This window comes from Pseudomonas abietaniphila, from assembly GCF_900100795.1.
Lineage (GTDB): Bacteria > Pseudomonadota > Gammaproteobacteria > Pseudomonadales > Pseudomonadaceae > Aquipseudomonas > Aquipseudomonas abietaniphila.
Genome location: NZ_FNCO01000001.1, coordinates 81,351 through 103,292, shown reverse-complemented (window position 1 = coordinate 103,292; position 21,942 = coordinate 81,351). Strand labels below are relative to the sequence as shown.

The following is a 21,942-nucleotide window of genomic DNA, read 5'->3' as shown; positions in this document are numbered from 1 at the left end:
GCTTTCACCTGTTTGTTTCGGCAAGGCTCAACCCACGGACGGCCAAACGGGCCTCATCCGCAACGTTGTGAGAAAGGTTGGGTGGCCGCGAACGGCCACCGGTGCGACGCGTTGGCGTGCAGGTCCGGCTTAGCGCATGTGAATCAACGCGCCAGTTTCAGCGCCACACGCTCATGGGTCTGCGCCGGTCGGCTCGAACAGGGCTGTTCGTACTCGGCGAAGATCGACTCCACCACCTCCTGCGAGCGCACGGCCAGTACCGACAGCAGCGTGTCGCTCAGGCCATGGCTGTCCTCGCAGCAGCCCTGCAGGAAGATGCCCGCCTCGCTGCCCGCACTCAGCGGCAGGCGGTAGTGGCGATCCACGTTTGCGCCTTGAATGTAAGGCTGTACGCCCGCCAACAGCTCCAGGTGATAGTCGCGGCGGTAGCCGGTGGCCAACACCACGACGTCGAAGGTCTCGCTGTGCATCTGGTCATGAGGCGCATCGCGCAGGAACAGTTCGATGCCCCCCGCGCTGAGTTCGGCGTGCGCCACTTCGCGGTTGGTCAGCAACCGGTGACGCTGCTCGCCGCGCACTTTCTGCTGGTACAGGCGCTGGAAGATGGTCTCGATCAGGTCGGTATCGACCACCGAGTAGTTGGTGTTGCGAAACTCGGCGAACAACGCGTCGCGGCGTTCTTCGCTGTGATTGAAGATGGTGTCGGTGAACGACGGGTTGAAGATCTGATTGACGAACGGGCTGTCATCCGACGGCTTCAACGCGCTGCCGCGAATCACCAGGCTGGCCTCGACGTTGTCGAACCGGCTGGCGAGGTCTTCGAAGATTTCCGCCGCGCTCTGACCGCCACCGACCACCGCGACACGCACGGGGCCCGGGCGATTGGTCAGCAAGCGCTCGATGCCGCCGCGATACCCTGCCGAGTGCAGAACCCGCGGGTCGTCGATGCCGTCGAACGCCGCTGGCGCCTGGGGAATGCCGCCGATGCCGAACACCAGATTGCGCGCACGGCGACGGGAAACACCGCCGCCCGGCCCACGGGACAGCACGTCGACGGCGACGAAACGACCGTCCTCGAAATGCGGTTCGACCGAGATCACCTCCTCACCGTAATGCGCCTGCTCGTTGAAGTGCGAAGCGGCCCAGGTCAGGTAATCGGTGTACTCCTCACGGGTCGGGAAGAACGTCTTGAGGTTGATGAAATCCTGCAGACGGCCGCGTTCCTTCAGGTAATTGACGAAGGTGAAACGGCTCGCCGGATTGCGCAGCGTCACCAGATCCTTGAGGAAGGAAATCTGCATGGTGGACCCGTCGATCAGCATGCCTTCGTGCCAGTTGAAGGCAGGTTTCTTTTCGAGGAAACACACTTGGGGCGCCAGACCGCTGCGCAGTGCATGCTCCTGGGTGGCGATGGCCAGAGCCAGGTTCGACGGGCCGAAACCAATGCCGATGTAGTCGTAGACGAGTTCCATGCTTCCCTCTCGTTAGGAGCGATGCGCCGTGAGTTCCAGCGGGTGCGTGACCGTTGCCACAGACGCTTGGGCCGCTCACGGGCATCAAGAATGAGTAAGAGTGATTATCATTACAAAGACGCCTGAGCCCTCTGGCTGTTTAGTCTTTGCCGATGAAAAACTTACAAAGCCTTGACGGTTTTCATGGCGTACGCGCCGCCGATCTCTTCCACCGCATCCCGGCTGGCGTTGTCGCGACGATCGCCCTGCAATTCGCTGAGCTGACCGGACTCCATCTTCACCAGCCGGTCGGCCAGGTCGAAGTACTGGTCGTCATGGCTGATGGCGAACACGGTGATGCCGGCCTTCTTGAACATCGGCAGCAGCTCGCGATAGAAAAACCGGCGAAACAGCGGGTCCTGGTCGGCGGCCCATTCGTCCAGCAGCAGGATGTCGCGCTGCTCAAGCAACGCCAGCAACAACGCCAGACGCTTGCGTTGACCTTGGGAGAAACGCGTGTCGAGCAGTTGACCCTCGCCGATCTGCACCTTGTGCTTCATGTGCAGCTGATCGAGCCAATGGTCGATGTGCGCGGCTTCGGCGTCCTGGCCGTCGCCGCCCAGCAGTTGCGAGAACAGATGGAAATCGGTGAACACGCTGGCGAACAGGCGACGATAAGCCAGCCAGTCGCCTGAACCGATGACCTGGCCGTCGATCAGGATTGAGCCGGCTGAGGGCCGATACAGGCCACTGAGCAGGCGCGCCAGACTGGATTTGCCGCTGCCGTTGCCGCCCATCAGGAACACGGTTTCGCCACGGCGCAGGGTCAGGTTAACCGGACCGACATCGAACCCGGGTTCGTCGCCCTGTGCCGGGTAGTGATACTCGACGTCGCGCAATTCCAGGGTCTGCCAGTGGCCGACGATGTGACTGGGGGCGACCTCAAAACTGTCGTGGTGCTCGGCCAGCGCCAGCGACTCCACTTTGTCCAGCGCCACGCGGCCGGAGATCTGCGCCGGGATGGCGGCCACCGCCAGCACCAGCGGCGTGCGCATGAACAGCACGGTCAGCGCGTAGGTCGCGGCCACTTCGGTCGGTGCCCAGCCCAGACCATTGGCGAGATAAAACGCCAGGCCGATAGTGCCCAGCACCATGATGTTCGCCCAGTTGCTGGCCAGCCCGTGATACCGGTCGGCGAGCGTGAAATGTTCGCGATAGCGCTGGGCTGCCACGTCGAAGGTTTCTTCGTACAGACGACGGGCGCGGTCGCGGTTGAGGGTCAGCTCCTTGCGCCCGTCGATCACCCCCTGATAGCTCTGGTACAGCGTGTCCTCCGACTCGCGCAAGGCACGGATGTGGGCGTTGAGCTTGCCCACCAGCAACCAGCCGACGCCCAGCGTGAAAGCCATCCAGCATAGCGTGGTGATGAACAAAGACGGCGAGAGCCAGGCCAGATAACTGAACGACGCGACGCTGAGCACGGTGCCGTAGATCAAGTCCGGCAACTGCACGAACGCCATGGTCACGGCACGAATGTCGCTCGACAGGCTGGCGAAAATTTTCGCCCCGCCAATGGATTCGATGCGTTCGATGTGGGTGTCCAGCAGGCGTTTGACCATCACCCGGCGCAGGCCGTAGACGAAGCGATGCCCCAGCGCCGTCAGCGACAGCGACGCCCCGGACGCCAGCGCCAGCAGCAGCAACAGCATCAGGCCGAACTGCCACAACGCGGTGCCCAGACCGTCGTGGGTGCTGATCATGCGCTGGTTGACGAAGGCAATCACGCCCACGCTCAACAGGCCGCTGCTGATGCTCAGCAGCAGAACCATCGCGAGTGGCCAGCGGTATTGCTGGAAGACCAGACGAACTAATTTCATGGATGACTCCGGGCAGTGGAAGCAAAAAACAAAAAACATAAAGTGTGAATCGACGACGCCTAGATCTCGCCCAGCCGCGCGCGGCAGTGAGACAGGGTGTCGCGCAAGAGGAAGTTGACCATCGTTGGAGACGTGCCAATGACCTTGGCGACGTCGCGCTGGGTGTAGCCCTGAATCTGGCTGAGGTTGAACACGATGCGCATGCGTTTGGGCAGCTCGTTGAGGGCGCCGACCAGCTGGCTGAGCGACTCGCGTCCGGCCAGCACACGCTCGGGCGACACCTCGAAGCGTGGCTGCTCGTCCAGCTCGATTTCGGCGCCGTGGTTGCGCTCAAGGCGTTGGCGACGCAGACGGTCGATGGCGAGGTTGCGCACCACCCGAAACATGTAGCGGGCAGGTTCGGTGGAGGCCAGGTCGCTTTCGAGCATTTTCACGAAAGCATCCTGCACCACATCTTCGGCGCGGGCACGGCAGCCAAGGAATTTTGCCGCCAGACGCAGCAGCCCTTCCCGATGGGTGTTGTAGGTGCCCATCAGCGCATCAAGACGAGGATCAATCGATACGCAAGACCCGTTCACACAGGTGGAGCGAAGCCGTGTCGGCTGGCTCATTGCAGGACGAAAATCCATCTTGTTCGACATCCTTGGTAACGAAAGAACGCGAAGGATAACGCAAACGATTCTCATTGCAATGTAAGAAATTTTACCGATTGGTGAAACTTTCGGTATAAGGGCGGGGTCTTTCGGAGGGCCACCAGATGGCGGCTAATTGATGGCTAACGAGCTATAACCCGCTGATTTACAGGCATTAGATGGAGCGACACCGCGTTTTGACGAGGTGGCGATCAGGAGGTGGGAGCGCTTTTTTTTCGGTCAAAAAAATAAGCCGGGGCTGATAGCTGTCAACGCTTACTGTGACGTGCTTCGCAGGATGGGCCCGATCTGACAGACCGCTGTTTATCCCTTGAGGGCAGCTTTCATCGCATCAAACGCAGCTCCAGATATTGCAGCAGCATGATGGTTTTTCCGTCGGCGATTTCTCCGCTTTTGACCATGGCGATCGCCGTTTCGAAACTCAATTCAAGCACCTCGATGTCCTCGCCCTCCTCCTCCAGGCCACCGCCATCGCTGACGCGGTCGGCAGGTTGATACTCACCCACGAAAAAGTGAATGCGCTCGGTGACCGAACCGGGGCTCATGAACGCGTCGAAGATTTTCTTCACCGACCGGACCACGTACCCGGTCTCTTCCTCGGCCTCCAGTCGGATACGCTCTTCCGGGCTCGCGTTGTCGAGCAAACCGGCAGCGGCCTCGATCAGGTAACCGCTGTGGCCATTGACGAATGCCGGCATCCGAAACTGACGGGTGAGCACGACAGTACGGCGCTCCAGGTTGTACAGCAGGATGGTCGCCCCGTTGCCACGGTCGTACACCTCGCGGGTCTGCGACTGCCAACTGCCATCGCGGCGCTGCAGCTCGAAGCTGTATTTCTTCAGCACGTACCAGTTGTCCGAGAGGGTCTGTTCGTCGGTGATGCGGATCGGTGTGGAGGGCATGGAGGTCCTTAGGTGCGGGGAGCATCGGTGCAGTGCGAAATCCGGAATACCCTATCAGCCCCGGCCCTCGCGGGCGAGCTTGCGATGCGGCAGGTCAGACACACCGCGGTGCCTGATTCTGCTGCCGCTGCGCGCCAGATCGTCCGAGTGCGGCCCAGAGCAAGCGCGCTCCTACGGCCTGCGGCCAGAATCAAGAGCCCGAGGTCGCACCGCAATCCCGCTTCTGCCTGCAGGGCGTAGCACCGGCCTTCGCGGGCGAGCGTGTGATGCGACAGGTCAGACAAACCGCGGTGTCTGAATCTGCTGCCGCTGCGCGCCAGCACCGCAATCCCGCTTCTGCCCGCAGGGCGTGGGAGCATTCGGAGGTTACGACGGACGCGATGGAGCGCGCAGCGGTCCTGAAATCATCCGGCGCGGTGTGCCAGGCTGATCGCGTTTGCAGGATTCACTGCCGCTGCGCGCCAAATCGCGAGCTACTCCGCGCCCACGGCTTGCGGCCAGAATCAAACGCCGCGCCTCCGCTACTGCAGATTCACAAACAAACCGCCATCCACCAGCAGCGACGCACCGGTCACGTACTTCGCCATGTCTGAGGCCAGAAACACGATCGGGCCGGCAACGTCGTCCGGTTCGCCCAAACGGCCCAAAGGCGTCCGCGAGGTCATGTAGGCCAGTTTCTCTTCATCGGCCAGATCGTCTTTGTTGATGTCGGTGGCGATGGTGCCGGGCAGCACCGAATTGCAGCGAATGCCATACGGGCCCAATGCGATGGCGCAGGATTGCATCAACGAATGCAGCCCTGCCTTGGTCGGGGTGTAGTGGGTCTGCATGCCGCCGCCCACCAAGGCACTGATCGAGCTGACGGCGATGATCGCCCCGCCCTTGCCTTGATTCTTCATCTGGTTCGCCGCTGCCTGCACCGCGAAATAAGCGCCGTTGAGGTTGGTGTTGACGGTCTTCAGGTAGACCTCGCGGGGCATGTCGAGAAACGAATGAAACGGACAGATCCCGGCGTTGTTGACGAACACGTCGACACTGCCGAACGCATTGACAGCGCCGGCGACCAGCCTGTCCCCTGTGTCCGGATCGGCGGCGTCGCTGCCCACTTCGATGGCCTGTCCGTCGAACGCAGCAATCTCTTCGATCAGGCTGCGTGCAGCCTCGGTGCCCTGCTCGCTGCCGCTGTGACCTATCACCACGCGAGCGCCCTGCCTTGCGCATTCCTTTGCCGCAGCGCGTCCGATGCCACGGGATGCGCCGGTGATGATTACGGTTTTGCCTGCCAGTAACATAGAAAACTCCTCAAAAAATGAACGGGTAAACCTGACCCGGACTCAGCTCAGATAATTGCCATAACCGACCATGCCGATCGCCCCCAGAATCACCGCAATACCCGACACCAGCACGCCTTTGTTCGCGGCTGTCGTGCCCTGCCATTCGCGGAAATAAAGGCCCCAGCAATTCGACACGATGATGATGAACGACATGTGCAGCACCCACGAACTGGCGTCGTTGTGCAGGCGGCTCTCGCCCATGCCGTAGAAAAAGAACTGCAGAAACCACAGGGTTCCGGCGCTGGCCACCAGGAGGTAATTGCGCAGCAGCGGCGTCTGCGTGTTGGTGTAATCACCGAAGCTGCGGTTGCGTCGGTTGAGCCACAGGCACCAGATCGCGTTGGTGGTCAGCCCGCCCCACATGATCACCATGAAGGTCACATTGTTTTGAAACAGGCTGTTGGCGCCGTGCTGAACCGCCGCTTCCGCCAGCGGCCGGCCCGCCGTGATGCCGTAACTGAAACACGCACTCAGGACACCGGAGATCACCGCCACCAGCGCACCTTTGCTCAACGAGAATTCGCTGATGCTGGCGAACTTGGTTTCCTCGGACACGTCTCGCTCTTTCAACACCCCCGCACGCCCACACAGCGCAATCCCCACCAGCGACACAGCAACGCCCCACAGCACCCAGTTTCCGCTGGCGCTGGTGATCATCTCACTCAACGTGCCCGCTTTGGCGTCGGTAAACAGGTCGCGATACAGCGCAGGCATCAAGGCGCCCAGCGCCGACGTCAGCCCCATGACCAATGACATCCCGAGCGACAAGCCGAGGTAACGCATGGTCAGGCCGAAGGTCAGCCCGCCAATGCCCCACAACACGCCGAACAGGTACGTCCAGAACAAGGTGGCGCCGTCGGCCTGACGCAGGATGTCGACGTACCCCGGCACTGTCAGTTGCGCGGCAATCAGCGGCACGATCAGCCAGGACGCCAGCCCGCCGGTGATCCAGTAGCTTTCCCAGGCCCAGCCTTGAACCTTCTTGTAAGGAATATAAAAACTGCCCGAGGCCGAACCTCCGATGAAATGCAGCAGCACGCCCAGCAGAATGATTTCCACGTCTCATGTCCTTTTGTTTTTAGATTTTTTGGAGAACCCGGGCCCACCTGGAGCACGGCTTGCTCAGCCTCGCTCAACGCCGGGGCGGGCCTGCAGCGTGAACATCGGCAGCAGCTCAACACTGACCGGCGAAGCATCAGGGTGGCTGGCCATGATCGATTGCATGTGCCGCCACCAGCGCTGCATGACGTCCAGCGCTGGCAATTGATCCAGACGATGCTCATCGTCGTGGGTGAGCACGGCGAACAAGGCCAGCGTGTCGGGGTCGAGATAGATCCGGTAATCCGACACGCCCGCGTCGCGCAATGCGTCGACCAGATCTGGCCATATCTCGTCGTGACGCTTGCGGTATTCCTCCGCCTGGCCAGGATTGAGGTTCATGCGAAAGGCGCGGACAGCCATCAGCGGGCTCCCTGCAGGACAGGCAATGAGTAGGCATGGGCGACGTTGCGCAGGAAGAACTTCTCCTGGACCGCCAACGGCTTGTCGGCCATGCAGTGCCTGACCAGATTCACGGTGCTGTCGAAGTCGGCAACGGAATTGCTGTTAGGCCAGTCGCTGCCGAAGAAACAGCGGTCTTCGCCGAAGGCGTCCCACAAATACGCCAGCCGATCGCGATAGAACGCAGGATCGGTTACCAGCCCCTCGTTCCCCTGTTGGGGAATTTCCGCAAGCTTCGCGAAAACATTGGGCCGCTCGGCCAGCGCCAACACGTCACGCTGAAAATCGGCCCAGTGCTCGCCAGGTACCGATGCGCTAGGCAAATGATCGACGACGATCCGCAGCGTTGGCACGGCGTCGCTCAGCCTGATCAATCCCTTGATCAGACGCGGGTCCGGGTTGGCACTGTCCAGCGTTCGACCGGTCGCTGCCAGACGCTGCATCGCCTCGATGAAACCGGGCCGGGTCTGGTCGTCGAGCACATCGCGCTGCCACAGGTTGCCGTAACGCAGACCGAGGAACAGCGGCTCGCGCTCCAGACGGCTCAGGTCATCGTGAAACGCTGCGTCGAAGGGCGAAAGATTGCCGATAAAGCCCAGCAGGTGCGGGCTCTGTCGCACCCTTTCGAGCAACCAGAAATTGTCGAGCCGCCAGTGACTGGCTTCGACCACGATGGCGCCGGTGATACGGTGTTTTTCGGCGAGGGCCCAATAGTCCGCCGCAAGCGCGACCCCATGCAAAGGGTGGCCGGGCTCGGGCCAGGGAATGCCCTCATCGCGGGAGGCGTCGAAAAGATGGATGTGGCTGTCAATGATGGGGCCGGTGTATCGGTCAACGGCAGTCATGCCCGATTCCATTCAAATTTGTTGTTATTGGCGATGGACTGTAGGACGGGCTGCGATGCATGACTAATCGAATTTGGGTTAGCAGTGATACCCGCAAGGTATCGGCCTCCTGATCAGTGCTTGAGGCCCACTGTCACGTAAACGCCTTGCTCGCGCTGAACCTTCCGGGCCGACAGGGCTCATTTGTTCAGGACTTGCTTTCCCTTCCTGCACAGGATTTGCCATGGGCCGTTACGCCGACACGCCGTTGTCCACTGTCCGTATCGAACGCGAACTCAGCCTGCGCGCGGTGCTGACCGGCGCCGTGCTGGGCATCCTGTTGACGCCGTCGAATGTGTACGCCGGACTGAAAATCGGCTGGTCGTTCAACATGTCGATCATCGCGCTGCTGGTGGGATTCGGCGTCTGGCAGAGCCTGGCCCGACGCAACACGCATCAACCTGCGTGGACCTTGCATGAGAGCAACATCAACCAGACCGTGGCCTCGGCGGCTGCATCGATCATCTCCGGAGGACTGGTCGCGCCCATTCCGGCCTATACGCTGCTGACCGGCCAGCAACTCGACCCGATACCCATGATGGCCTGGGTGTTTTCGGTGAGTTTTCTCGGTATCTGGATCGCCTGGTATTTGCGCCCCACCCTCCTTAACGATCATGGTCTGAAGTTTCCGGAGGGCATGGCGACGCTGGAAACTTTGCAGCACATCTACCACCACGGACAGGAAGCGGTGGTGAGGATCAAGGTGCTGTTCAGCGCCGCGCTGGTGTCCGCAGCCGTCAAATGGGTCGACGGTTTTGTCTGGGCAATCCCGCGCTGGGCGCCCACCGCGCAACTGGAACGCCTGACCTTCACGGTGGACCCGTCACTGTTGCTGATCGGTTTTGGCGGCATTATCGGCATTCGTGTCGGGTTGACCCTGCTGCTGGGTGCGCTGCTGGCGTGGGGCGGCCTCGCACCCTGGTTGATCGATCAGGGCTGGGTGATGCTTGCGCCCGATGCCCAGGGTCCGCAATTCGCCAAACTGGTGGAATGGTTACTGTGGCCGGGCGTGAGCCTGATGGTGTGTTCGACGTTGACCGCCCTGGGCGTCCGCCTGTTTCAAACGCCCAAAAAGGCAACGGCCAACAGCACACCCCGCGCCCGCGCGCCTTTTTCGCCGGGACCTGCCGTCGGCCTGGTGCTGTCCATCGCCCTGGTCGTGGGTTTGCAGGCGGCGTTGTTCGGCATCGATCTGTGGATGGCGCTGCTGAGCATTCCGCTGGCGATCTGTCTGGCCGTGGTCGCCGCCCGCGTCGTCGGTGCCACCGGGATCGCGCCGATTGGCGCCATCGGCAAGCTCTCGCAACTGACCTTCGGCCTCATTGCACCCGGCCAAGTACCGATCAATCTGATGAGCGCCAACACCGCTGGCGGCGCGGCCGGTCAATCCACTGACCTGATGAACGATTTCAAGGTCGGGCTGGCCATTGGTGCAACGCCGAAAAAACAGGTGATCGCCCAATGCATCGGGATCTTTATCGGCAGCGTGGTCGGGGTCGCGGTGTATCTGGCACTGATTCCGGACCCGCAGCACATGCTGCTCACCGAAGAATGGCCCGCGCCTGCCGTCGCCACCTGGAAGGCCGTCGCCGAAACGTTGACCCACGGGCTGGGATCGCTGTCGCCACAGATTCGCTGGGCGATTTTCGTCGGCGCGTTTTTTGGCGTGCTGCTGGGGGCGCTGGACAGCCTGTTGCCGCAACGTCTCGCGCGGTGGTTGCCGAGCACTGCAGCGCTCGGGCTGGCATTCGTGCTGCCCGCCTCCACGTCAATGATGATGGGACTGGGCGCCGTACTCACCTGGATCGTGAGCCGCCGCTGGCCCAGTGTGACCGAGCGCTTCGCGATCACCGCAGCGGCAGGGTTGATTGCGGGCGAGAGCATCACCGGCGTCGGGGCGTCGTTCTGGGAAATGTTCAAGGGCTTGTAACGGGTATCACACAACTCGCAGGACTGACTGCAACGCAGCGCTCATTGACACCCGCGCCGGCAAACCGCAAAGGCATGCGGCTGCAGGGTTTCACTTGGCACAGCTGCCGCCATAGGTTCAAAGCGTCGGACTATTGATTGTGTCGATAGCCAACATACTCGAGAACGCCGTTCATTTTCCCATCGCGGATTGGGATCATGCCGACATTGACTACCCGAACAAGGATTTCCTCAATGTCCATCAACATGTCCATTCTGCTGATGCTGATCGTTTCGTTCTGTATCGCCTTGTCGGGCGTTGGCCAGTTCTGATCCGCGTTAACGCCCGAATCTGCGCTTGATTCATTCCGCTGACTGTCTTTTGTCCCACGCTGCATTGAGCCAGCTCGAGAACGAAGGCGGTGTGTGATTCATCACCGATGGTTCTGAACCACCACCTTCTCGAGCCAGCTCGCGCCTACAGGGTGTGTGCTGCGTCAGCGCAACGCTTTACTCGTGAAACGCGGCCACCGTCTCCTTGCTGCCGACAAAAAAACTGTCCGCCACAATGCGCAGCGGCTGCAGGTCGAGGTCGCTCTGCTTGTCGGCGATCAATTGCGCGAAATGCCGGTACATCGCCGGGTATTCGCCCTCCTCTGAAACGCCCTGCGGCACGCCATCGATGCTGACCTGAGCGCCTCCCGAATCCAGACGCATCATGCCTTCCTCGCTGTGCAGCTCGATGCGCCACAGTTCGTTGTCGCTGTGGTCGAAATCGAATTCGGCCAGCACCTCCACCTGGGCCTGGCTTCGAATGCTCAGGTTCGCAGCAATCGGGGACTGGCAGTTGTCCGGCACGCTCAACGCGGCAGACGTGACGAACAGCGAACCCGGAAGCAGATCGGTGACGATGGACAGCGCGTTGATGCCCGGGTCGAACACACCCAGACCGCCTGCCTGCCAGATCCACGCTTGACCGGGGTGCCATTTGCGCACCTGCTCTTTCCATTCGACGCGCACCTGGGTCAGGGTTCTGCCCTTAAGCCATGCTTTGGCGTTCGCCACACCCGGCGCGAAACGCGAATGCCAGGCGAACAACCCACTGACACCCGCCTGTTTTACCTCATCGATCAGCGACATCGCTTCACCGAGGGTCGAGCACGGTGGCTTTTCCACCAGCACATGCTTGCCGGCGTCCAGGGCCTGTTGAACCAGTGCGAAACGGCCTTGCGGCGGTGTGCAGAACGCAATCGCATCCACCTGCGGACCGTGCGCGAGCAGATCGGCGAGCGAGCTGAAATTGTCGACGCCGGGGCAATGTGGACCCAAGGTGGCGACGGCCACCAGCTCGAACTGCGGGTTGGCGCGGATCGCCGGCACGTGCTGGTCTTGCGCGATCTTGCCGTAACCCACCAGCCCTAAACGAATCGGATGCATCGATGACTCCCATGATGTTGTCGTTGTTATGGTCAGGCACGCCCGGCAGGCCGTGCCTCAAAAGCAATTCAATGCGCGACGTCCTGTTGATACTCGCGCGGGGTGCAGCCGAACTCTCGGCGAAACACGGTATGCAGGTACTGCGCGGATTTGAAGCCGCAATGCTGCGCGATGTCGGCGATGGCCGAATCGGTTTTTTCCAACCGCGAAGCCGCCGCCGCCAATTTGAAGCGAAGGATTTCGTCATGCACGCTGCAACCGCGCGCCTTGCGGAAATGCGATTCCAGCGAAGAGCGCGAGATCCCGACATACCCCGCGACCTGCGCGGTCTTGATGCCCTGGCACGCGTACTGTCGAATGAAGTGCAGCGCCTGCATGACGTAAGGGTTGCCCAACGGCTGGTGCAGGCTCGAGGCCTGCACGTTGATGGCTTCCGGCGGCACCAGGATCTGACTTGTCGTGGAGGGCATGCCGTGCAGCATCTGGTGCAACAGAGCCGCGGCCGTGCGGCCCATGCTCTGGGTGCCCTGAATCACTGAGCTCAGCGGCACGCGGGTCAAGGTGCGGGTCAGCGGGTCGTTGTCGATGCCGATCAGCGCCACCTGCTCCGGCACGGCGATGCCCGCCGTCAGACAGGCCTGCAGCAACTGACGGGCACGTGCGTCGCTCACGGCAATGATGCCGATGGGTTTGGGCAGACTCTGCAACCAGGCGATTTGCTGTTCCACGGCGCTGTCCCAAAGCGGCGCGCTGGTGCTCAGGCCTCGATAGACCTCGCCGCGCAAACCGTCTCGTTGCAGCAGGCGGCGGAAGGCCTTTTCCCGCTCCTGCGCCCAGCGATTGCTCTGGGCTTCCGGCAGGCTGAAGCAGGCAAAACGCGTCAGCCCGGCCTCGATCAGGTGCTCGTACGCCAGCTTGATGAGCGCGAAGTTGTCGGTCGCCACATAGGGAATGTGCTTCGGGTAGGCGCGTTCGTCTTCGTAAGAGCCGCCCACCGCGACCACAGGCAGTTTGCTCCCGGCCAGCGCCTCGCCAATCAGCGGATCGTCAAAGTCGGCAATGATCCCGTCGCCTTGCCAGCGCTCGATGCCTTTCAGACGGCAGAGAAAATCCTCCTCAAGGAACAGATCCCAGGACGCGCGCGTGCTGCTCAGGTAATTGCCGATGCCGGTGATGATGCCGCGATCGTAGATCTTGCCGCCGTTGAACAGCAGGGCAATACGGTGAACGGGCGGGACGGTTTTCATTGTTTTTCCCCGAGCCGGTGAAACAGGTCGGCACAGACTAGGCCTGCGCGAGGCGAATCTCAATACTCAAAATCGAACACCGAGTTGGTGATTTTCATAATTTTGAAGGTCAGGCCCGTTGTTAGTATCGGGACAGTCGCCGATCAACCAGAACAACAAGGAAACGACCGATGCCCTGCTTCCCCGAGATCGACAGGATTCGCTACGAAGGTCCCGACAGCGATTCTCCCCTTGCCTTCCGCCATTACAACGCCGACAAGATCATCCTTGGCAAGCCGATGCGCGAGCACCTGCGCATGGCGGCCTGCTACTGGCACACCTTCGTCTGGCCAGGCGCCGACATGTTCGGCGTCGGCACCTTCAAGCGTCCCTGGATCAAACCGGGCGATGCCATGGAACTCGCGCGCTTCAAGGCCGAAGCCGCGTTCGAGTTCTTCTCCAAACTGGGCATCGATTACTACAGCTTCCATGACACCGACGTGGCGCCTGAAGGGGCCAGCCTGAAGGAATACCGCCACAACTTCGCGCACATGGTCGACGAGCTCGAACGTCATCAGGAAAGCAGTGGCATTCAGTTGCTGTGGGGCACCGCCAACTGCTTCAGCAATCCGCGCTTTGCGGCGGGCGCTGCGAGCAACCCGGACCCGGAAGTCTTCGCCTATGCCGCCACTCAGGTGTTCAGCGCCATGAACGCCACGCAGCGCTTGAAAGGCTCGAACTACGTCCTGTGGGGCGGTCGTGAAGGTTACGAGACGCTGCTCAATACCGACCTTAAGCGCGAACGCGAGCAACTGGGGCGCTTCATGCGCATGGTGGTCGAGCACAAGCACGCGATCGGCTTCAAGGGCGACCTGCTGATCGAGCCCAAGCCGCAGGAACCGACCAAACACCAATACGATTACGACAGCGCCACCGTGTTCGGCTTTTTGCAGCAGTACGGCCTGGAGAAGGAGATCAAGGTCAACATCGAGGCAAACCACGCGACCCTCGCGGGCCACAGTTTCCATCACGAAATCGCCACGGCGGCCTCGCTGGGCATTTTCGGCAGCATCGACGCCAACCGGGGCGACCCGCAGAACGGCTGGGACACTGACCAGTTCCCTAACAGTGTTGAAGAGATGACCCTGGCGACCTACGAGATCCTTAAAGCAGGCGGGTTCAAGAACGGTGGCTTCAACTTCGACTCCAAGGTGCGCCGTCAGAGCCTCGATGAAGTCGACCTGTTCTACGGCCACGTCGCAGCGATGGATGTGCTTGCCCTGGCCCTTGAGCGCGCGGCGGCCATGATCGAAAACGATCAGCTTCAGCAGTTCAAGAACACCCGCTACGCCGGTTGGGATCAACCGTTTGGCCGCGCCGTCCTGTCCGGGGAGTTCAGCCTGGAAGCACTGGCGCAACATGCGTTCGACCATGAACTCAACCCACAGGCGGTCAGTGGCCGTCAGGAGATGCTCGAAGGCGTGGTGAACAGATTCATCTACCGCTGAGCAGTGTCTGGCACCGGCTCCCAGGTCTTGCATTGATGTTGTAGGAGCCGGCTTGCTGGCGAATGTGGTGCGTCACTCACCCTTGCGATTGACTGACACACCGCCTTCGTCAGAGGCGGCCGCATGACCGGTAGGAGCCGACCGCAGCACGCCGGCTCCTGCAAAAAGACCCGCACAGTGGTTCAAAAGGTGGCGGTTACAATCTCGCGACAATTCGTTGCTCGCGGGCTCCGACAACTCACTACAGTTTTACCCGGTAACACGTACACGCTCAGGAAGTGCCCCCAAACAACAATAAAAGGACGCACCACAATGAAAAACCTGAAACGCACCTTGCTCGCCAGCGCCCTGGCCCTGCTCAGTCTGCCGGTGATGGCCGACGCGGCCCATCCGAAAATCGGTTTCTCCATCGACGACCTGCGACTGGAACGCTGGTCGCGCGACCGTGACTACTTCGTTGCGGCGGCCGAGAAGATGGACGCCAAAGTCTTCGTTCAATCGGCCGATGCCAACGAACAGAAGCAGATCTCCCAGATCGAAAACCTGATTTCTCGCGGCGTCGACGTGATCGTCATCGTGCCGTTCAACGCCACCGTCCTGACCAACGCAGTGGCCGAGGCCAAGAAAGCCGGGATCAAGGTGGTGTCCTATGACCGCCTGATCCTGAACGCCGACATCGACGCCTACATCTCGTTCGATAACGAGAAAGTCGGCGAAATGCAGGCTGCCGGCGTGTTGAAGGCGCAGCCGAAGGGCAACTATTTCCTGCTCGGCGGCGCCCCGACCGACAACAACGCCAAAGTGCTGCGCGAAGGCCAGATGAAAGTGCTGCAGCCGGCCATCGACAAGGGCGACATCAAGATTGTCGGCCAGCAGTGGGTCAAGGAATGGAACCCGACCGAAGCCCTGAGCATCGTTGAAAACGCCCTGACCAAGAACAGCAACAAGATCGACGGCATCGTCGCCTCCAACGACGCCACGGCCGGTGGTGCGATCCAGGCCCTGGCCGCGCAAAAACTGGCGGGCAAGGTGCCGATCTCCGGTCAGGACGCCGACCTTGCGGCGGTCAAACGCGTGATCGACGGCACCCAGACCATGACCGTCTACAAACCGCTGAAGCTGATCGCCTCGGAAGCGGCCAAGCTCTCGGTGCAACTGGCGCGCAACGAGAAACCGGCGTTCAGCTCTCAATACGACAACGGCACGAAAAAGGTCGACACCATCCTCCTGACCCCGACGCCGTTGACCAAGGACAACATCGACCTGCTGGAGAAGGACGGGTTTTACACCAAGGATCAGATCGCCGGGAAGTGATCGCCCCTCGCAGGGTGCCATAGCTGCAGTGTGAGCCCTGCACCGACACCTGTAGGAGCGTGGCTTGTCCCGCGATCGGCGGGGAACCCGTCGTAAAACCTGACACTGTGGTTTGCCTGCCACAACGCGTCTGCTGAATTTACGACGGCTTCGCCGCCGATCGCGGGACAAGCCACGCGCCTGCATGAGACCTCCGGCCTGTCCTGGAATACCGCGCAATGTCCGACTACCTGCTGCAAATGAACGGCATCGTCAAATCCTTCGGCGGTGTCAACGCCCTGAACGGCATCGACATCAAGGTCCGGCCCGGCGAGTGCGTCGGGCTGTGCGGCGAGAACGGTGCCGGCAAATCGACCCTGATGAAAGTGCTGTCAGCGGTCTACCCCCATGGCACCTGGGACGGCGAAATCGTCTGGGACGGCCAGCCGCTCAAAGCCCACTCCATCAGCGAGACCGAAGCCGCCGGGATCGTCATCATCCACCAGGAACTGACGCTGGTCCCCGACCTGTCGGTGGCAGAAAATATTTTCATGGGCCATGAGCTGACCTTGCCGGGCGGCCGCATGAATTACCCGGCGATGATCCACCGTGCCGAAGCCCTGATGCGCGAGCTGAAGGTGCCTGACATGAACGTCTCGCTGCCGGTTTCGCAGTACGGCGGTGGCTATCAGCAACTGGTCGAGATCGCCAAGGCACTGAACAAGCAAGCACGTCTGCTGATCCTCGATGAGCCCTCGTCGGCCCTGACCCGCTCGGAAATCGACGTCTTGCTGGACATCATCCGCGACCTCAAGGCCAAGGGCGTGGCCTGCGTCTACATCTCGCACAAGCTCGATGAAGTGGCCGCCGTGTGCGACACGATTTCGGTGATCCGCGACGGCAAACACATCGCAACCACCGCCATGGCCGACATGGACATCCCCAAGATCATCACTCAGATGGTCGGCCGCGAGATGAGCAACCTCTACCCCACCGAACCCCACGCCGTCGGCGAGGTGATTTTCGAAGCCCGGCACTTCACCTGCTACGACATCGACAACCCCAGACGCAAACGCGTCGACGACATTTCTTTCACCCTCAAACGTGGCGAGATCCTCGGCATTGCCGGGCTGGTCGGCGCCGGTCGCACGGAGCTGGTGTCAGCGCTGTTCGGCGCTTATCCCGGACGCTATGAGGGCGAGGTCTGGCTGGAAGGCCAGAAAATCGACACCCGCACGCCACTCAAGTCGATTCGCGCAGGGCTCTGCATGGTGCCCGAGGACCGCAAGCGTCAGGGCATCATCCCCGACCTCGGCGTCGGCCAGAACATTACCCTGGCAGTGCTCGACAGCTTCGCGCACCTGACACGCATCGATGCCGAGAAGGAACTGGGCAGCATCGACAAGGAAATCGCGCGCATGCACCTCAAGACGGCGAGCCCGTTCCTGCCCATCACCAGCCTCTCGGGCGGTAATCAGCAGAAAGCGGTGCTGGCCAAAATGCTCCTGACCCAGCCGCGCGTGCTGATCCTCGACGAGCCCACACGCGGTGTCGATGTGGGCGCCAAGTACGAGATCTACAAACTGATGGGCGCACTGGCTGCCAACGGTGTGTCGATCATCATGGTGTCGTCGGAGCTGGCCGAAGTGCTCGGCGTCTCCGACCGCGTACTGGTGATCGGCGAAGGCCAGTTGCGTGGGGACTTCATCAACCAGGACCTGACGCAGGAACAGGTGCTCGCCGCCGCGCTTAGCCAGCCCGACGGACATAACAATAATGATCGACCAGCTGCCGTGGGGAGCTCCGCTTAAATGAATCAGGTCAAACAACTCTTCACCCGCTACAAAATGCTCGCGCTGGTCATCGCCATCGCCGTGATCTGGCTGTTCTTCAGCTGGCAGACCGAGGGCGGCTTTCTCACGCCGCGCAACCTCTCCAACCTGCTGCGGCAGATGTCGATCACCGGCATCCTGGCGTGCGGCATGGTGCTGGTGATCATCAGCGGTGAAATCGACCTGTCCGTGGGCTCGTTGCTCGGCTTGCTGGGCGGCGTGGCGGCGATTCTTGACGTGGTCTACCACGTGCCCCTGCCGGTAAACCTGGGCATCGTGGCGCTGTGTGGGCTGCTGATCGGGCTGGCCAACGGCGCCATGACAGCGTACCTGCGCATCCCTTCCTTTATTGTCGGCCTGGGCGGCATGCTGGCGTTTCGCGGGATTCTACTGGGCATCACGGGCGGCACGACCATTGCGCCGGTGTCGCCGCAACTGGTCTATGTCGGCCAAGGGTATTTGCCGCCGCTGGTCGGCGTGACACTTGGGGTCCTGCTGTTCGCCCTGACTGTGTTCCTGACCTGGCGCCAGCGTCGCAACCGCGCGCTGCATGGTCTGGCCCCGCACGCACTGCTGCGCGATGTTCTGCGGGTCGTGCTGATCGGCGCGGTATTGGCAGGTTTCGTCTACACGCTCAACAGCTATGACGGCATCCCGGTGCCGGTGTTGCTGCTGTTGGTCTTGCTCGGCGTCTTCAGCTACATCACCAGCCAGACCGTGTTCGGCCGCCGCATCTATTCGGTGGGCAGCAACATGGAAGCCACGCGGCTGTCGGGCATCAACGTGCAAGCGGTCAAGCTGTGGATCTTCGGCATCATGGGCGTCATGTGCGCCCTGGCGGGGCTGGTGAACACGGCGCGTCTGGCGGCGGGTTCGCCGTCGGCGGGCAGCATGGGTGAACTGGATGCCATCGCCGCCTGCTTCATCGGCGGCACGTCCATGCGCGGTGGGTCCGGCACGGTGTACGGCGCGTTACTTGGCGCGCTGGTGATCACCAGCCTGGACAACGGCATGTCGATGCTCGACGTCGACAGCTACTGGCAGATGATCGTCAAGGGCAGCATTCTGGTACTGGCGGTCTGGGTGGACGTGAGCACGCGCACCGGACGGCGTTGAGCCGGGCTACAGAAAATCCCGGCGAGCAGCTAGGCTAAGCGCACTTCCGTTCCGGACACATTCATGCGCAACGCCCTGCTCGCCCTGCTTCTGACCTGCCTTGGCGCGAGTGCCCTCGCCGACCCTGTGTCCTGTCCGGCCGGGGAACAACTCATCTGCCTCAATGGCTGCATCTGCTTGCCCGATCTGGGAAAGATCCTCGGCAGCGGCCTGCCCACCGAAGTGACCCAGGTCGCCGGTCCGGCGCTTGCCCTCTGGCTCAGCCAGTCCCGCGCCGACGCCGCCATGAGCGGTACACAACCCATTCCCGAGGCGATCCGCGAGCAACTGCTGCGCTGGTATCCGCCCAGCGTGCTGGACGCAGCCCTCTATAAAGTCGGCGACAACGGCGAACTCAGCGCCGCCAGCGCGATGATGCAAAACCCCGACATCGGCGCCGTCACCCTGATCGACATCATTGTCTTCCGCACGGCCGAGTCCGCTGAGCACGACGTTGCCCTGTGGGCTCACGAACTCAAACACGTGCAGCAGTATCAGGAATGGGGCGTTGACGGGTTCGCCCAGCGCTACACCCAGGATTTCAATGCGGTGGAAGCGCCGGCGTATCAGATACAGACCGAGGTCGGACGCGTATTGCGCGGGCTCGATCCCTGAACCGGGCAGGCGAGCGCCGCGCTATCCCTCGTAGGAGCCGGCTTGCTGGCGAACCCGATGGTTGAGGCACGCACCTGCCGACGGGCTCACCGCCCTTCCAGCAACTCCCCAGCCTTGTCCAGCAAGCCCAGCGGATCGTCGGTCTTGTGAATGTCCACCGACAACAGCTGGCGGAATTTACGGGCGCCGGGGAAGCCCGTGCCGAGCCCCAGCACATGGCGGGTGATGTGGTGCATCGAGCCGCCATCGCGCAGGTGGGCTTCGACGTAAGGACGCAGCTGCGCCAGTGCTTCGGCGCGGGTGATGGGCGGTTCAGTGCCGCCGAACAGTTCGCGGTCGACGTCCGCCAGCAGGTACGGGTTATGGTAAGCCTCGCGGCCCAGCATTACGCCGTCGAATGTTTTCAAGTGTTCCTGGCATTGTTCCAGGCTCTTGATGCCGCCGTTGAGGATGAACTCCAGGTCGGGAAAATCCTGCTTGAGCTGCGCGGCGACCTCATAGCGCAACGGCGGGATGTCACGGTTTTCCTTCGGCGACAGGCCCTCAAGGATCGCAATACGGGCATGCACGGTGAAACTGGTGCAGCCCGCGTCGCGCACCGTGCCGACGAATTCACAGAGCTGCTCGTAGCTGTCCCGGCCGTTGATGCCGATGCGGTGCTTGACGGTCACCGGAATCGACACCGCATCGCGCATCGCCTTGACGCAATCGGCGACCAGCTGCGGGTGGCCCATCAACACCGCGCCAATCATGTGGTTCTGCACCCGGTCGCTCGGGCAGCCGACGTTGAGGTTGACCTCGTCGTACCCCGCCGCCTGTGCCAGACGTGCGCTGGCGGCGAGGTCTGCCGGGTTGCTCCCGCCCAGTTGCAGCGCCAGCGGATGCTCGCTCTGATCGTGGCGCAGGAAACGCTCGCTGTCGCCGTGCAGCAAGGCGCCGGTGGTGACCATCTCGGTGTACAGCAGTGCGTTCTTCGACAGCAGGCGCAGGAAGAACCGGCAATGGCGATCGGTCCAGTCCATCATCGGCGCAACGGAGAAGCGGCGTGAAGGTTCGCGGGGCGCGCTGGCGGGGCGTGAAGCGGTCATTGGCAGCATGGGGCGGTCAGAAGGGTCAGGCGTAATGGGCGCGCAGTTTAACAGTTAGCGCGATCAAGCTGTAGGCGCATGGCCATGTTCCGGATGGCGTGCGGCGTGCAATGCCCCTTTCCCGAGGCCCGAACTAAGTGGCAATGAGACATCACTTTTGCGCAACTTCGCGAGTGTTTCAGAATTGATACGAGAAGGGTTCGCGCCTCAATCCGAATCCCATATGCGCCAGAACAACGCCGTGCATCTGACTCGATTACCGCACGAACAATGTCTGGATCCAAGCCGCGTGCCAGACGCCTCCCGTTCAGACACCTGATTGAAACGGCGCAAATTGACTGACTTACATACACCCTCAAAACACTGACCCCTTTAAACATGACGCTTAATTATTATCGCCAAACTTTCATTACACGACGCCCCTCACACCGAGTAATAACAGCAAAAGAAAACACCCTGACGACTGCCTACTTAATCTCACACGCCCACTGACTTCAAACGCGCCCCCTTAATAAGAGGCTGCGATTAAACACACGCAAAAGACTCTCCGCGCAGTACGACACCTCGACATTCAATTAAACAGGCCTCACCGAGGCGCCCCTACCCATGCGTAAACCCCAGCATTTACAAGGGCTAACACCCAACCCCATACCTCTTTTTTTGACGCCATGAATTCTCTCCCCCTTTCATTAAGCCTCTATCGACTCAACTAAAAAACCGCACGCAATTTGACGCCAATAAAAATAATGAAATTATTTTTAAGTTCGTAGTGGCAAAGTGAATTTATTCCTATATAACAAGTACCAACTCTGTAACACCGGCCCTACAAACATGACGTACTCACGCGCTATTTGCGTCCTGATCGTACAACTGTGCGCGGCATCCACACTCTTTGCACAAACGAGCGTGAACAGTTCTGCGACCGTCGATCAACACCGCACACTCAATCGCCGAGATGTAGGCGGGCTGGTGATCGGCCAGACCATGACCATGGCCGGTCGTGCGTTCTACGACAGTTTTGCCAGTGCGTGGCGCGACAAGGACGAGGACGGGACCTTCACCGTCGCCATCAGCGAACGCCCGACTGCACGTCTGGGCAGTCAAGTGTTCGTCGACTACGGCAACCGCCGCCTGTTCTCGATGTTCCTGCCACCTAACCGTACGTTGATTCCCGCCATTGGCGCCGACGCCGCGGCGCAGGTGTATCAGGCGATTCTCGATTACCAACTCGCACAATTCTTTGGCGACCCGGACCTGGGCCGCGACGAACTATGAAAGG

The 21,942-nt window shown here is 61.2% G+C and carries 18 protein-coding genes; 7 read left to right on the top strand and 11 right to left on the bottom strand.

The window, feature by feature from the left end; all coding sequences use genetic code 11:
* Positions 1-143 precede the first annotated feature (143 nt).
* From BLS87_RS00440 to BLS87_RS00405, 8 genes are all read right to left on the bottom strand, one after another.
* Positions 144-1,472, bottom strand: a complete 1,329-nt coding sequence (locus BLS87_RS00440) for a lysine N(6)-hydroxylase/L-ornithine N(5)-oxygenase family protein (RefSeq protein WP_074749443.1) — start codon at positions 1,470-1,472, stop codon at positions 144-146.
* Positions 1,473-1,633: 161 nt separating this feature from the next.
* A complete protein-coding gene (locus BLS87_RS00435) occupies positions 1,634-3,328 on the bottom strand; it encodes a multidrug ABC transporter permease/ATP-binding protein (protein ID WP_074749442.1) in 1,695 nt (564 codons plus the stop codon).
* Positions 3,329-3,387: 59 nt separating this feature from the next.
* Complete coding sequence (locus tag BLS87_RS00430) at positions 3,388-3,957, bottom strand: sigma-70 family RNA polymerase sigma factor (protein ID WP_167362021.1); 570 nt, start codon at positions 3,955-3,957, stop codon at positions 3,388-3,390.
* Positions 3,958-4,304: 347 nt separating this feature from the next.
* On the bottom strand, positions 4,305-4,883 hold the full coding sequence (locus BLS87_RS00425) for an NUDIX hydrolase (protein WP_074749441.1): 579 nt from the start codon (positions 4,881-4,883) through the stop codon (positions 4,305-4,307).
* A gap of 521 nt (positions 4,884-5,404) precedes the next feature.
* A complete protein-coding gene (locus BLS87_RS00420; RefSeq protein WP_074749440.1) occupies positions 5,405-6,175 on the bottom strand; it encodes an L-rhamnose 1-dehydrogenase Lra1 in 771 nt (256 codons plus the stop codon).
* A gap of 42 nt (positions 6,176-6,217) precedes the next feature.
* Positions 6,218-7,276: an L-rhamnose/proton symporter RhaT gene (gene rhaT, locus BLS87_RS00415; protein ID WP_074749439.1), complete on the bottom strand. Its 1,059-nt coding sequence runs from the start codon at positions 7,274-7,276 to the stop codon at positions 6,218-6,220.
* A 63-nt stretch (positions 7,277-7,339) separates the two neighbouring features.
* Complete coding sequence (rhaM, locus tag BLS87_RS00410) at positions 7,340-7,678, bottom strand: L-rhamnose mutarotase (protein WP_208605121.1); 339 nt, start codon at positions 7,676-7,678, stop codon at positions 7,340-7,342.
* Positions 7,678-8,562, bottom strand: coding sequence for an amidohydrolase family protein (locus tag BLS87_RS00405; RefSeq protein WP_074749438.1), 885 nt, complete (start codon positions 8,560-8,562; stop codon positions 7,678-7,680). Before BLS87_RS00405 ends, rhaM begins: the two co-directional genes overlap by 1 nt.
* A 223-nt stretch (positions 8,563-8,785) precedes the next feature.
* On the opposite strand from BLS87_RS00405, the gene BLS87_RS00400 reads away from it, so the two are divergent.
* Positions 8,786-10,531 carry an OPT family oligopeptide transporter gene (locus BLS87_RS00400; RefSeq protein ID WP_074749437.1) on the top strand — a complete coding sequence of 582 codons (1,746 nt, stop codon included), beginning with the start codon at positions 8,786-8,788 and terminating at the stop codon, positions 10,529-10,531.
* 488 nt (positions 10,532-11,019) lie between these two features.
* On the opposite strand, the gene BLS87_RS00390 is transcribed toward BLS87_RS00400, so the two are convergent.
* Positions 11,020-11,946, bottom strand: coding sequence for a Gfo/Idh/MocA family protein (locus BLS87_RS00390; protein WP_074749435.1), 927 nt, complete (start codon positions 11,944-11,946; stop codon positions 11,020-11,022).
* 68 nt (positions 11,947-12,014) lie between these two features.
* Complete coding sequence (locus tag BLS87_RS00385) at positions 12,015-13,193, bottom strand: XylR family transcriptional regulator (protein WP_074749434.1); 1,179 nt, start codon at positions 13,191-13,193, stop codon at positions 12,015-12,017.
* 170 nt (positions 13,194-13,363) lie between these two features.
* Here BLS87_RS00385 and xylA point away from each other — a divergent pair, with 170 nt between their 5' ends.
* The 5 genes from xylA (at position 13,364) to BLS87_RS00360 (ending at position 19,575) form a co-directional block, all read left to right on the top strand.
* Complete coding sequence (gene xylA, locus BLS87_RS00380; protein ID WP_074749433.1) at positions 13,364-14,680, top strand: xylose isomerase; 1,317 nt, start codon at positions 13,364-13,366, stop codon at positions 14,678-14,680.
* Between the two features lie 312 nt (positions 14,681-14,992).
* Complete coding sequence (xylF, locus tag BLS87_RS00375; RefSeq protein ID WP_074749432.1) at positions 14,993-15,994, top strand: D-xylose ABC transporter substrate-binding protein; 1,002 nt, start codon at positions 14,993-14,995, stop codon at positions 15,992-15,994.
* A gap of 218 nt (positions 15,995-16,212) precedes the next feature.
* Positions 16,213-17,784: a D-xylose ABC transporter ATP-binding protein gene (gene xylG / locus BLS87_RS00370; protein ID WP_074749431.1), complete on the top strand. Its 1,572-nt coding sequence runs from the start codon at positions 16,213-16,215 to the stop codon at positions 17,782-17,784.
* Complete coding sequence (locus BLS87_RS00365) at positions 17,785-18,921, top strand: sugar ABC transporter permease (RefSeq protein ID WP_074749430.1); 1,137 nt, start codon at positions 17,785-17,787, stop codon at positions 18,919-18,921. It abuts the gene before it with no gap.
* A 63-nt stretch (positions 18,922-18,984) separates the two neighbouring features.
* The gene (locus BLS87_RS00360; RefSeq protein WP_074749429.1) at positions 18,985-19,575 is read left to right on the top strand and encodes an eCIS core domain-containing protein; all 591 of its coding nucleotides are present in this window, start codon (positions 18,985-18,987) and stop codon (positions 19,573-19,575) included.
* 86 nt (positions 19,576-19,661) lie between these two features.
* Here BLS87_RS00360 and dusA read toward each other — a convergent pair whose 3' ends face one another.
* Positions 19,662-20,663 (bottom strand): tRNA dihydrouridine(20/20a) synthase DusA, encoded by a 1,002-nt coding sequence (gene dusA / locus BLS87_RS00355; RefSeq protein ID WP_143024282.1) that lies wholly within the window; start codon positions 20,661-20,663, stop codon positions 19,662-19,664.
* Positions 20,664-21,569: 906 nt separating this feature from the next.
* Here dusA and BLS87_RS00350 point away from each other — a divergent pair.
* Positions 21,570-21,938, top strand: a complete 369-nt coding sequence (locus BLS87_RS00350) for a CsgE family curli-type amyloid fiber assembly protein (protein ID WP_074749427.1) — start codon at positions 21,570-21,572, stop codon at positions 21,936-21,938.
* Positions 21,939-21,942: the final 4 nt, after the last annotated feature.